We start from the raw sequence: 12,204 nt of genomic DNA, 5'->3' as shown, positions 1-12,204 counted from the left end.
GCGAGAGCTATTCGGCCGATGATGATCATCTCTTTCGTACGACCACGAAGTCGGCGAGCGCCGTGAACTGCGCCCGCACCCGGTCGGGCATGTCGACGGCGTCGAGGGCTTCGATGGCGATGGTGTGCTGACGGCGGGCCTCGTCGGCGGTCCACTCGCGGCCGCCGGCCTGCTCGATGAGGGCGGCGCGGGCCGCGAACTCCTCCTCGGAGAAGTTCTCGAAGTCGCTGCTCTTGGCGTCGGCGGCGAGGATCTCGCCCAGCCGCTCGGAGGCCGACCCGCCCGCCGCGAGCGCGGCCACGACCGGCAGTGACTTCTTGCGCTGGCGCAGGTCGCTCCAGGTCTGCTTGCCGGTGGAGTCCGGGTCGCCCCAGATGCCGAGGAGGTCGTCGACGGCCTGGAAGGCGAGGCCCAGGTGGTAGCCGTACTTCTCAAGGGTGTCTGCGGTGTGGTCGTCGGCGCCGCCGAGGACCGCGCCGATGGAGGTGGCGCAGGCGAGCAGGGCACCGGTCTTGTTGCCCTCCATCTCCAGGCACTCCTCGACGGTGACGCGGTCGCGGTGCTCGTAGGAGATGTCCTGGGCCTGACCGTCGATCAGGGCGCGAGTCGCGGTGGTGAGACGGCGGGTGGCGCGGCCGGCCTCGACGGTGCCGAGTTCGAGGAGCACCTCGCCGGCGAGGGCGAACAGGGCGTCGCCGACCAGGATGGCCTGGGCGGGGCCGTGCACCTTCCACACGGTGTCGCGGTGCCGGCGCTGTTCGTCGCCGTCCATCAGGTCGTCGTGGAGGAGGGAGAAGTTGTGGACGAGTTCCACCGCGACGGCGCCGGGGACGCCGGTCTCGGGGGCGGCGGACATGACCTCGGCGGACAGCACGGCGAGGGCGGGGCGCACGGCCTTGCCCCCGTCCCCGACGGAGGGCCTGCCCTGGGCGTCGATCCATCCGAAGTGGTAGGCGGCAACAGTGTCCATGGGAGGTGCCAGGCGGTCGATGGCCGCCCGCAGTACCGGCATGGCCAGGGTCCGGCCGCGCTCCAGGAGCGCGGTCACGTCCACCGCGGTCTCTCGAGCGGCCTTGGAGGCCGGGGGCACAGTGGGCACAGTTACTCCTCTTGTTGCGGTACCGAGGGTGCGGGGGCCGCCTGCCGCGCTGCCTTGATCGAGCGTCACGCCGCCTCCCGGAACTCGAAGAGGCGGTGCGGGCGGGGCCGGCCCAGGGCGCCCAGCACGGCGTCCGCCGCACCGACTCCACTGCGGACCGCACTCTCCATGGTCGCGGGCCACCCTGTGGCGACCCACGCTCCGGCCAGGTAGAGGCCGGATGCCTTGGTGCGGGCGCCGGGCCTGAGGAGCCCGACGCCGGGGGTGGGAGCGAACGTCGCGGTGCGCTCCCGGGTGACGAAGAAGTCCCTCACCTCGGCGCCGCGGGTCAGCGGCAGGAGGCGCTCCAGCTCGGGCAGGTACCGCTCGCGCAGTACGGCCACGGGCTCGTCGATCTCGTCCTGGGCCGCCGACTGGGACACGGCGAGGTACTGCCCTTCGCGCAGCCCGGACGCCTCGGTCCGGTCGAAGACCCACTGCACCGGGGTGCCGAGGGCGGTGAAGAACGGCCGGGCCAGCACCTTACGGTCGTACACCACATGCACGTTGAGGATGGGCGCGGTGCCGATCTTGAGGAGCCGTTCGGGGGCGTCGAGGGCGCCGGCGGGCAGCAGGTCGTGGGCCTCGCGCTGCGGCACGGCGAGCACCACCGCGTCGGCCTCGAGCGTTTCGCCGGGGACCTGGACGATCCACCGGCCGTCGTCGTCCTGGGAGACGGAGGTGACGCGGGTACGGACCTCGGTGCGGACGCCCGCCGAGTCGAGTGCCTTGCGGGCCAGCCGGTCGTGCAGTTCGCCGAGTGGGACGCGCGCCCAGCCGATGTCGGCCGCGCCGGGGTCGGACAGCAGACCGGTCTTGAACACCATCGCGGCCAGCCCCAGGGAGGCGTCGCCCGCTACCGCGTTGAGGGTGGCGACCCCGACGAGGTCCCACAGTGCCTCGACGGCCCGGGCGGACTGGCCGTGCGCGGCCAGCCAGCTGCCGAAGTCCTGTGCGTCCAGGGCGGGGTCGGCGGGGTCGAGTCCCTTGAGCGCGAGCGCGGCCCGGCCCACTTTGGCGCGGTCGGCGAGCGACAGGTGCGGGTAGGTGGCGAGGCTGCGTCCGAGGTGCAGCGGTACGGGCAGCGCGTCGCGCCGCAGCCGGCCGAGCCGGTGTCCCTCGGGGCGCGCGACGTCCAGGACGGGTACGTCGAGCCGGTCCTGGAGCGGGGCCAGCGCCGCGCCGCCGATCCGGTCGAGGAACCAGCGGTAGGCGGTGCAGCAGCGCAGGTACACGTGCTGTCCGTTGTCGACGGTGAGCTCCCCGCGCTGGAAGGAGAAGGCCAGGCCGCCGAGCCTGGGCCTGCCCTCCAGCAGGGTGACGCGGACTCCGGCGTCGGCGAGCGCGAGCGCGGTGGTGATGCCGGCGAGCCCGCCGCCCACCACGACGGCGTGCCGCCCGTCCGCGATCGGCCCCTGGGACCGCGTGCCGTGGCTCATGGCGCACCCTCCCCTGCGCGGCGGCCGTGCGGCTCGAACGGCGCACGACCAGCCGTCTCAGTCAGGGACGCGGCCCCGCGGCGGAGGGTTGCCCGCCGCTTCTCTCCGACGGTGCCGGGGAAGGGGACGCCGACGAGCGTGACGTGCTTTCGCCACCGGGCCCGGGCCGACCGGTGCCCGGCCGCACCGCGGAGGCACCGGCCACATGCCGACGCACCGCCCGGCACGGCCCGGCCTCCCGCCGCCGCGCCATCCGGCATGGCACGGCGGAGGTTCCCCAGGACCTGACCGCCTCTCTGCTGGTTCGTCACGCACGCCTCCTGACGGCCCGTCGGCTCACATGCCGTGCGTCCAGACCGGACAGTCCCCGTACGGCGACGTAGGCCTTCTCCCGGCCCGGCAGGGAGACACGGCCGCGCAGGACGGCTTCCGGGTCGCGCTCGATGCGGTCGAGGAGGCGGCGGTAGATGCCGGCCATGGCGGCGACACAGGCGCCGCTGCGCCGGTCGAGCATGGGGAGCAGCCGGTAGCCCTCGGCGAAAAGAGCACGGGCCCGTCGCACTTCGAAGTGCACGAGGCCCGCGAAGTCGGAGCCCTCAGGTGGCCGTGGCCCGCTGAAGCCGGCCGAGCAGCCGAACTTGGCGAGGTCGTCGGCGGGCAGGTAGGTGCGCCCGCCCACGGCGTCCTCGCGGACGTCCCTGAGGATGTTGGTGAGCTGGAGCGCGAGCCCGAGCGTGTCGGCATACTCGGGCGCACGGTCGGCGCCGCGTGCCCCCGGTTCGGTACCGAACACGCCCAGCGAAAGCCGCCCGATGGCGCCCGCCACGCAGCGGCAGTAGACCTTCAGGTCGTCCCAGGTCTCGTACGTCTCGCCGCGGACGTCCATCTGGACACCGTCGATGAGCTCGTCCAGGCCGCCCAGCGGGATCGGGAAGTGCGAGGCGGCATGCCTGAGGGCGACGGCGACGGGGTCGATGTCGTCCTCGTCGACCTCTCCCTCGCGGATCCGGGTGAGCAGGGCACGGGTCTCCTCCAGCCTGGCGACCTTGACGTCGTCGGCCAGCGCGCCGTCGCCGATGTCGTCGACCCGCCGGGAGAACGCGTACAGCGCCGACATCGCGCGGCGCTGAGGCGTCGGCAGCAGCCGGATGCCGTAGGCGAAGTTACGGGCCTGCCGCCCGGTGACGGCCTCGCAGTAGCTGTAGGCGGCGAGTACCGGTGGGGACACGTGTGGTTCCGACTCCACGGTCCGGATCACCCCTCTCCTCGCAGAGTCACGCCCACCTCACGCAGCAACTGGACCTTGCCGGGCTTGGGCGGGCCGGGAAGAACGTCGTAGTCGGCGGCGGCGATCGCCCGGACGGCCGCCCTTCCCCCCGCCACGAACCCTGCGAGCAGCAGCTTCAGCCTGCCGTGGACGCTACCCACCAGGGGGGCGCCTTCATTCAGGAGGTCCCGGGCCCTTTGCGCTTCGTACGCAATCAACGCACGGACCGACGCTCCGGCGGTTTTCGTGGCGAGATCCGCCTCCTGGACGTGAAAACGCTTCATGTCGGCGACGGGCAGGTACACACGGTCGCGGCCGAGGTCCTCGGCCACGTCCTGCAGGTGCTCGACGATCTGGAGGGCGGTGCAGATCATGTCGGAGCGGCGGATCCGCTCGGGCGTGGAGGCTCCGGTGACGGCGAGGACGAGACGGCCCACGGGGTTGGCGGACAGCTCGCAGTACGCGAGCAGGTCGTCGTAGGTCTCGTACCGCCTGACCAGCTGGTCCTGGCGGTTGGCGGCGATCAGGCCGAGGAAGGGCTCGGGGGTGAGCGAGCGGCGGCGGACGGTCGGCTGCAGGCGGCGCAGCAGGGGGTGACGCGGCGTCGAGTCGAAGACCCTGCGCAGGTCGGCCTCGAAGGCGTCCAGCAGGGCCGCCCGGTCCTCGGCCTCCTCGGGAGACACGCCGAGCAGCCGGGCGTCGGCGCCGCCGGGGGCCAGGTCGCCGTCACCGATGTCGTCGACGAGGCGGGCGAAACCGTAGACGGCCATGAGGTCCTGGCGCCAGGCCCGGGGCAGGAAGAACGGGGCCACCGGGAAGTTCTCGCCGCCGGCCTTGCCGAGAGTGCCGCGCTCCGGGTCGAGGGCGCGCGCCGTGCCGGTTCCCGTCACCGCCGACTGCCCGGCACGGGGACGGCACGTGCTGCGTGGAGCTGGGGAGTTTCCGTAGCCATCGCCGTCACATCTCCCGTTCTACACTGCCGACCCAATACACACTATTTCGGACACGCCGCCCAGCCGTCCGCACGGCGGTCCGACGGGTGGTGTCGCGCATTATCGCCCTGATTGCCGTGTTTCGGGACCGGTACAGCTTACGTTGCACAACGCGTCGGGGTTCGCCAGGGTGTCCCGTCCATCACGACAACACACCGAAGGCCCCAAGATTCCCGAGATGAGCCGGAGTTGACGTTTCCTTTGCAGACGCCGGGCCCCGCCGGAAAGTTCCGTCGGGGCCCCGGACGGAGCGGGCTACTTGCCCGTGAACTTCTCGTACTCCTTGAGGACCTCGTCGGTCGGGCCGTCCATGCGCAGCTCGCCGCGTTCCAGCCACAGCACACGGTCGCAGGTGTCGCGGATCGACTTGTTGTTGTGGCTGACCAGGAACACCGTGCCGGCTTCCTTGCGCAGCTCCCGGATGCGGTCCTCGGAGCGCTTCTGGAACTTGCGGTCGCCGGTGGCCAGGGCCTCGTCGATCATCAGGACGTCGTGGTCCTTGGCCGCGGCGATGGAGAAGCGGAGCCGGGCCGCCATACCGGAGGAGTAGGTGCGCATGGGCAGGGTGATGAAGTCGCCCTTCTCGTTGATGCCGGAGAAGTCGACGATCTCCTGGTAGCGCTCCTTGATCTCCTCACGGGACATGCCCATGGCGAGCCCGCCCAGAATGACGTTCCGCTCGCCGGTGAGGTCGTTCATCAGGGCCGCGTTGACACCGAGCAGCGAGGGCTGGCCGTCGGTGTAGACCTTGCCCTGCTCGGCGGGGAGCAGACCGGCGATGGCGCGCAGCAGGGTCGACTTGCCGGAGCCGTTGGAGCCGATGAGGCCGATGGCCTCGCCGCGGTAGGCGACGAAGGAGACGCCCCGCACCGCGTGCACCTTGCGCACGCCCCGCTCCTCGCCGCGCTTGAGTATGCGGCTGAGGGCCGCGGTGGCGCTGCCCTTGCCGGTCTTGGCGCCGTTGACGCGGTAGACGATGTGCAGGTCGTCCGCGATGACGGTCGGGATCCGCTCGTCCTGCTTCGTCGGCTCAGCCACGGCCGTACCTCTCCTCCGCCTTCCAGAAGTACACGAAGCCACCGAGGGCGAACAGCACGGCCCAGCCGCCCGCGGCCGCCCAGACGTGGTCGGGGAGGAACCTGGAGCTGTAGTCGTCGATGAGGGAGAAGCGCATCAGGTCCATGTAGATCGCGGCCGGGTTCCACTGCAGCACGTTCGAGATCCAGGCCGGCTTGTCCTCGAGGAAGATCGGGATGGAGAACATCACCCCGGACGCGTACATCCACGTCCGCATCACGAACGGCATGAGCTGCGCGAGGTCGGGGGTCTTGGCGCCCGCCCGGGCCATGATCAGCGCGAGGCCGGTGTTGAAGCAGAACTGCAGGACGAGCACCGGCACGATCAGCAGCCAGGACAGGTCGGGGTAGTGGCCGAAGCCGATCGTGATGGCGAACAGCACGATCATCGAGAACAGCAGCTGCTGAAGCTGCTGCAGCGCGAAGGAGATCGGCAGCGAGGCCCGCGGGAAGTGCAGGGCCCGGACCAGGCCGAGGTTGCCGGAGATCGCGCGCACGCCCGCCATCACCGAGCTCTGCGTGAAGGTGAACACGAACACGCCCGTGACCAGGAACGGGATGTACACCTCGCGGCTCATGCCCCGGTCGGCTTCGAGCAGCAGGCCGAAGATGAAGAAGTACACGGCCGCGTTCAGCAGCGGAGTGGCCACCTGCCACAGCTGGCCGAGCTTGGCCTGGCTGTACTGGGCGGTCAGCTTCGCGCGGGAGAAGGCGAGGATGAAGTGCCGCCGGTCCCAGAGCTGACGGACGTACTCGATGAGGGAGGGCCGGGCGCCGCTCACGCTCAGCCCGTACTTGGCGGCGAGTTCCTTCGCCGTGAGGCCCTCGTCGGGCGCCGCGGACGCGCTCACCGCGACCGTGGCGTCGTGCGTTGTCTCACTCACTAGTGGAAACTTTCGTCTTCGAGATGCGCGGCCTGTGCGGGCCCGCATGAGCCGGGGCCAGGCTACGGCCCCTCCCGGGTACTCCGGACACGAGCTTGTCAGATGACGGGGGGCCGGCCCAGTCGGGTCAGCCGCCACACCGTACGCCACTTCATGGGCCGGCGCGGTCCGCACGAGGTCGTCCAGCCCTCTCGGAATCCGCCGAACCAGGCCCGCAGGGCGGGACGGGAGGGGCGGCGTACGAGGGTGAGCAGCAGCCACACGCCGAGATAGACGGGGACGAGCGGCGCGGGAAGGTTTCGGCGGGCCAGCCAGACGCGGTTGCGGGCGACCATGCGGTGGTAGACCGCGTGCCGCGAGGGCGCCGTCGTCGGGTGGTAGAGGACCATGTCGGACCGGTAGTCGATCATCCAGCCCGCGTCGAGGGCCCGCCACGCCAGGTCGGTTTCCTCGTGGGCGTAGAAGAACTCGTCCGGGAGTCCGCCGACGTCGGCGAAGACGCGGGTGCGGACGGCGTTGGCGCCGCCGAGGAAGGTGGTGACCCGGGAGGAGCGCATCGGGTCGGAGGCGCGCAGCCGGGGCACGTGCCGACGCTGGGTGACCCCGGTGTCGGGGTCGGCTATGCGGAAACTCACGATGCCGAGCTTCGGGTCGGCCTCGAAGGCCTCGCGGCACAGCTCGGCGGTGTCGTGGCTCGCGAGGAGGCCGTCGTCGTCCAGGAAGAGCAGGATGTCGACGTCCCGGCCGGCGGGGCCGAAGGCCTCGATGCCGACGTTGCGGCCGCCGGGGATGCCGAGGTTCTCGGGCAGCTCGATGGTGCGGACGCCCTCCGGGACGTCCGGGACGGGCGAGCCGTTGCCGACGACGACCACCTCGACCGGGTCGCCGTCCTGCTTGGCGACGGAGTCGAGCAGGGCGCGCAGCTCGTCGGGCCGGTTACCCATGGTGATGATGACGGCGCCGACCTTCATGCCGCTCACTTCAGCCTGCTGGAGGCGAGGATGGACACGAGGTGCAGCAGGGTCTGCACCAGTGCGATGCCGGCGAGCACCGCCACGCCGAGGCGGGTGAAGAACAGGTCGCCGCGGATCTGGTCGGCGATCGCCAGGGCCAGGATCAGCAGGGACGCCTCGATGCCGAGGATGAGGCGGTGGAACTTCAGGGCGGCGGCGGCCTTGCGGGCCAGCGCCATGCCGGAGGAGCGCATCTCGGCGGCGGCCTCTTGGACCGGCGGCTTACCGGCCTGGTGCCGGGCGACGCCGACCAGGTCGGTCTCGGCCTTGATCAGGATGGCGCCGAGGGCGGCCAGGGTGCCGAGGAAGGCCCACAGCCAGTCGATGCGGCCGCTGCCCCACAGGTCGGCGGCGCGCAGGCCGAAGCCGGTGAGCACGGCGGCGTCGGTGAGGTACGCGCCGACCCGGTCCAGATAGACGCCGTTGAGGGAGTACTGCTTCTTCCAGCGCGCGATCTCGCCGTCGACGCAGTCCAGCAGCAGGTACATCTGGACGCACACCACGCCGAGCACGGCACCCGTGATCCCCGGCACGAGGAGTGCCGGGGCCGCGAGTACACCGAAGACGGTCATCAGGTACGTGAGCTGGTTGGGCGTGACCCTGGTGTTCACCAGGTAGCGGTCGACCCGCAGGGACACCTCGCGCATGTAGAGGCGTCCCATCCAGTGCTCACCGCTGCGCCGGTCCTTCACCCCCGCGGGGTGAACGACGGGGCGGAGTTCAGCTACCGATGGCCTTGACATAGTCGGCGTATGTGTCCTTGATCTGTTCGGTGTTCAGGTCGAGGTGTTCGAGGATGGTGTAGCGGCCGGGCCGGGTCTCCGGGGCGAACTCGACGGCCTTGACGAACTCGTCCGTGGTGAAGCCGATCTCGTCCGGCAGCACGGGCAGCCCGTGCCGGCGCAGCACCCCGGCCATGTACGCCGACTCCTCGTGCGCCCCGCGCAGCCACATCGCGAAGGCCGCGCCGAGTCCGCACTGCTCGCCGTGGGCGGCGGCCCGCTTCGGGTAGAGCAGGTCGAAGGCGTGGTTGATCTCGTGGCACGCCCCGGAGGACGGCCGCGAGTCGCCCGACACCGACATGGCGATGCCGCTGAGGACCAGCGCCTCGGCGAGCACCTGGAGGAAGGCGTTGTCCCCGATGCCGCCCGGGTGCCGCAGCACGGCCTCGCCGGCCTGGCGGGCCATGGCCGCGGCGAGGCCGTCGATCCGCTCGCCCTTGACGCGATTGGCCAGCTCCCAGTCGGCGATCGCCGAGATGTTGGAGACGGCGTCGCCGATGCCGGCGCGGACGAAGCGGACCGGGGCCTCACGGATGACGTCCAGGTCGATGACGACCGCGATCGGGTTCGGCACGCCGTAGGAGCCGCGGCCGGCGTCGTTGTCGAGGGTGGCGACCGGCGAGCACAGGCCGTCGTGCGCGAGGTTCGTGGGCACGGCGACCAGGGGCAGGCCGACACGTGCCGCGGCGAACTTGGCGCAGTCGATGATCTTGCCGCCGCCGAGTCCGACGACCGCGTCGAAGTGGCCGGCCTTTATGTCGCTCGCCAGCCGGACCGCGTCGTCCAGGGTGCCGCCGCCGACCTCGTACCAGGTGGCGCCGGGCATGCTCGGCGAGATGCGCTCGCGCAGCCTGGCGCCGGAGCCGCCGCTGACGGCGACGGCGAGGCGGCCGGAGTGCGAGATGCGCTCGTCGGCGAGGACGCACGCCAGGTCGTCGAGGGCACCCGGCCGGATGTCCACGACGAGCGGGGAGGGGATCAGCCGGGTCAGTACTGGCACGCGATCTCCCGTCCGCGGGCGAGATCGTCATGGTTGTCGATCTCCACCCACTTGACGTCGCCGATCGGCGCCACGTCGATACGGAAGCCGCGGTTCACCAGCTCCTGGTAGCCGTGCTCGTAGAACTGCTGCGGGTCGGTCTCCCAGACGGCCTTGAGGGCGTCGGCCAGCTCGGGGGCCGCGTCGCCCTCGATGAGGGTGACGCCGATGTACTCGCCCGTGGCCTCGGCGGGATCCATCAGCTTGGTGATCCTCGTCATGCCCTTCTCGGGGTCGACGACGACCTTCATCTCCTCGTCGGCGAGGTCCTTCACCGTGTCCAGGGCGAGGATGATCTTCTTGCCGTCGCCGCGGGCGGCGAGCAGCGTCTTCTCGACGGAGACCGGGTGGACGGTGTCGCCGTTGGCGAGGATCACGCCGTCCTTGAGGGCGTCACGTCCGCACCACAGGGAGTAGGCGTTGTTCCACTCCTCGGCCTTGTCGTTGTCGATGAGAGTGAGCTTGAGGCCGTACTTCGCCTCCAACGCCTCCTTGCGCGCGTACACGGCCTCCTTGCGGTAGCCGACGATGACCGCGACCTCGGTGAGCCCGATCTCGGCGAAGTTGCCGAGGGTGAGATCGAGAACCGTGGGTTCGCCCTCTATGCCCGCGGGACCCACCGGCACCAGCGCCTTGGGAAGGCTGTCGGTGTAGGGGCGCAGACGCCGTCCGGCGCCGGCCGCCAGCACGAGGCCGATCATGCGGGTTCTCCTTCATCGTGTACGGCGGGCGCGCCGCCCTTGTGGGCGGACACCCAGAAGCGGATGCTCTCGACGAGCACCACCAGGGCCACGGCCACGGCGAGGACCGTGAGCGCGACCGTGAACTGCGAGGCGGTGAGCAGCGCGGCGAGGACGGTGACGAGCAGCGTCCGTCCCTCGTGCCCCCCGATGGAACGCACCAGCCAGGCGGGGGGCGCTCCGGCGTTGCCGCGGATGCGGTACACCGTGTCGTAGTGATGGTAGGCGACCGCCGACACCAGCCCGAAAGCCGCGGGAAGGGCCCCGTTCACGTCCGCCTTGGCCGCGAGGGCGAGGACGGTGCCGTATTCCGCGGCGCGGAACAGCGGCGGGACGAGCCAGTCGAGGGCGCCCTTGAGGGGCAGTGCGACGGCGGCGGCCGAGGTGAGCGCGTAGAGGGCCGCCGCGGCGACCGGCAGCGCGCTGCCGTAGGGCTCGAGCGCCGCCGCGAGGACCACCAGGGCCGCGCCGGGCACGGCGACCAGGACGCGGGCACCGAACGGCGGCTTGGCGGGGAGCTTGCGCAGCACCCGCGCGAGGGCCTCGGCGACCGGTCCGCTGTCCGCGAGGTCCGCCAGCGCCCGCGCCGCCCGGTCGGTCCGCCGGGCCTTACGGGTCAGGGAGCGCAGCACGCGGCCCGCCGTGGTGTACGTCGCCGCGAAGGCACAGCCGATGAGCAGCGCGTAAAAGGTGATGCGCGGGGTCGTGACCGCCGTCAGCACGGCGATCATCGCCCAGCGCTCGCCGATCGGCAGGACGATCATGCGGCGCACCCAGACCGTCCAGCCGACGCTGTCGAGCTTGTCGGAGAGGGCGGCGGTGGGACTGGTGTTGGCGGTGGCGTCGTGGTTGGCCTCGTTGAAGGAGAAGTCCACGACGTGCCGGCAGGTCTGCAGGACCATGGCGCCGAGGGCGAGGGCCCACACGTCGTCACCGCCGCGGGCGGCGCCGAGGGCGAGGCCGGCGTAGTAGGCGTACTCCTTGGCCCGGTCGAAGGTGGCGTCGAGCCAGGCGCCGAGCGTGGAGTACTGCAGGGAGTAGCGGGCGAGCTGGCCGTCGGTGCAGTCCAGCACGAAGGAGGCGATGAGCAGGACGCCGGCCGCGACGAAGCCGCCGCGGGTGCCGGTGGCCGCGCAGGCCGCCGCTATGAGGGCGGTGAGCAGCGAGGCGGTGGTGACCTGGTTCGGGGTCAGGCCGCGACGGGCGCACCAGCGGGCGATGTAGCGGGAGTACGGGCTGATGCAGTAGGTGGTGAAGAACCCGTCGCGGGACTTCACGGCCGACTTCAGGCGTACGGCCTCGTCGTCGACGTCCGCCACCGCCTGCCGGGCCTCGTTGCGGGCCTGCGGATCGGCGGGGACGGTGGCGACGAGGCTGCCCAGTTCGGGACGGTGCACGTCGGTGCCGTCCGCGTCGAGGGCGGTGAGGATGCGGTCGGCGAGGCTGTCGACCAGGGTGGTGCCGCCGCCGGCGGAGTTCTCGCGGGCCATCGCCCGGGTCAGGGCCTGGCGGCCGGCGGGCTGTGCGGTGACGGCGCCCGGGATCGCGGCGAGCGGGAAGCGGGGGTCGGTGAGGCCGAGGCGCAGCGCGTGCACGTGCCCCACGAACCGGGCGTCGACCAGCGCGACCCGTTCGTCGCCCGGCACGCCGGCGAGCAGGGTCTCGGCCTCGGCGGTGTCGGACGCGGTCCGCACGTCGAAGCCGAGGGAGCGCAGATCACCCTCGATCGACGAACCGGGGACCGGCTGACCGGTGAGGATGGCGGTCGGCAACCGAACTCACTCCCTGGGTACCGACGCGTCCGCGCCGGTGCTGTCACGTGGTGGGGGCGTCG

The 12,204-nt window shown here is 71.6% G+C and carries 12 protein-coding genes; all 12 read right to left on the bottom strand.

All coding sequences use genetic code 11. The features are described 5' to 3' along the window. Positions 1–25: 25 nt before the first annotated feature. Positions 26–1,090: a polyprenyl synthetase family protein gene (locus IE97_RS0122680; RefSeq protein WP_030243587.1), complete on the bottom strand. Its 1,065-nt coding sequence runs from the start codon at positions 1,088–1,090 to the stop codon at positions 26–28. Between the two features lie 74 nt (positions 1,091–1,164). Then, positions 1,165–2,577 carry a hydroxysqualene dehydroxylase HpnE gene (gene hpnE / locus IE97_RS0122675; protein ID WP_030243584.1) on the bottom strand — a complete coding sequence of 471 codons (1,413 nt, stop codon included), beginning with the start codon at positions 2,575–2,577 and terminating at the stop codon, positions 1,165–1,167. Continuing rightward, complete coding sequence (locus tag IE97_RS43125) at positions 2,574–2,837, bottom strand: DUF6380 family protein (protein ID WP_234310674.1); 264 nt, start codon at positions 2,835–2,837, stop codon at positions 2,574–2,576. The genes hpnE and IE97_RS43125 overlap by 4 nt, the downstream gene beginning before the upstream one ends. A gap of 47 nt (positions 2,838–2,884) precedes the next feature. Continuing rightward, positions 2,885–3,835, bottom strand: a complete 951-nt coding sequence (gene hpnD / locus IE97_RS0122670) for a presqualene diphosphate synthase HpnD (RefSeq protein ID WP_030243581.1) — start codon at positions 3,833–3,835, stop codon at positions 2,885–2,887. Beyond that, positions 3,832–4,734 carry a squalene synthase HpnC gene (gene hpnC / locus IE97_RS0122665; RefSeq protein WP_030243578.1) on the bottom strand — a complete coding sequence of 301 codons (903 nt, stop codon included), beginning with the start codon at positions 4,732–4,734 and terminating at the stop codon, positions 3,832–3,834. The genes hpnD and hpnC overlap by 4 nt, the downstream gene beginning before the upstream one ends. Before the next feature lie 357 nt (positions 4,735–5,091). Next, positions 5,092–5,874: an ABC transporter ATP-binding protein gene (locus IE97_RS0122660; protein WP_030243576.1), complete on the bottom strand. Its 783-nt coding sequence runs from the start codon at positions 5,872–5,874 to the stop codon at positions 5,092–5,094. After that, a complete protein-coding gene (locus IE97_RS0122655; protein WP_030243574.1) occupies positions 5,867–6,796 on the bottom strand; it encodes an ABC transporter permease in 930 nt (309 codons plus the stop codon). The genes IE97_RS0122660 and IE97_RS0122655 overlap by 8 nt, the downstream gene beginning before the upstream one ends. A gap of 98 nt (positions 6,797–6,894) precedes the next feature. Next, entirely contained in the window at positions 6,895–7,767 is an 873-nt protein-coding gene (locus IE97_RS0122650) for a glycosyltransferase family 2 protein (protein ID WP_030243572.1), read from the bottom strand. A gap of 5 nt (positions 7,768–7,772) precedes the next feature. Continuing rightward, positions 7,773–8,552, bottom strand: a complete 780-nt coding sequence (locus tag IE97_RS0122645; RefSeq protein ID WP_078603352.1) for a CDP-alcohol phosphatidyltransferase family protein — start codon at positions 8,550–8,552, stop codon at positions 7,773–7,775. Beyond that, positions 8,530–9,591 carry an iron-containing alcohol dehydrogenase family protein gene (locus IE97_RS0122640; RefSeq protein ID WP_030243566.1) on the bottom strand — a complete coding sequence of 354 codons (1,062 nt, stop codon included), beginning with the start codon at positions 9,589–9,591 and terminating at the stop codon, positions 8,530–8,532. Before IE97_RS0122640 ends, IE97_RS0122645 begins: the two co-directional genes overlap by 23 nt. Next, positions 9,579–10,331 carry a sugar phosphate nucleotidyltransferase gene (locus IE97_RS0122635; protein ID WP_030243564.1) on the bottom strand — a complete coding sequence of 251 codons (753 nt, stop codon included), beginning with the start codon at positions 10,329–10,331 and terminating at the stop codon, positions 9,579–9,581. The genes IE97_RS0122640 and IE97_RS0122635 overlap by 13 nt, the downstream gene beginning before the upstream one ends. Next, entirely contained in the window at positions 10,328–12,142 is a 1,815-nt protein-coding gene (locus IE97_RS0122630; protein ID WP_030243562.1) for a DUF5941 domain-containing protein, read from the bottom strand. The genes IE97_RS0122635 and IE97_RS0122630 overlap by 4 nt, the downstream gene beginning before the upstream one ends. Positions 12,143–12,204 lie beyond the last annotated feature (62 nt).

Origin of the sequence: Streptomyces sp. NRRL S-455 (assembly GCF_000717875.1) — a bacterium.
GTDB lineage: Bacteria > Actinomycetota > Actinomycetes > Streptomycetales > Streptomycetaceae > Streptomyces.
This window is presented reverse-complemented; position numbering and strand designations above follow the sequence as displayed.

Bases quoted from the DNA above. Each gene is read 5' to 3' on its own strand.
- hpnE (WP_030243584.1), bottom strand. From the start codon at position 2,577: ATGAGCCACGGCACGCGGTCCCAGGGGCCGATCGCGGACGGGCGGCAC.
- IE97_RS43125 (WP_234310674.1), bottom strand. From the start codon at position 2,837: ATGCCGGATGGCGCGGCGGCGGGAGGCCGGGCCGTGCCGGGCGGTGCG.
- IE97_RS0122650 (WP_030243572.1), bottom strand. From the start codon at position 7,767: ATGAAGGTCGGCGCCGTCATCATCACCATGGGTAACCGGCCCGACGAG.
- IE97_RS0122645 (WP_078603352.1), bottom strand. From the start codon at position 8,552: ATGTCAAGGCCATCGGTAGCTGAACTCCGCCCCGTCGTTCACCCCGCG.
- IE97_RS0122635 (WP_030243564.1), bottom strand. From the start codon at position 10,331: ATGATCGGCCTCGTGCTGGCGGCCGGCGCCGGACGGCGTCTGCGCCCC.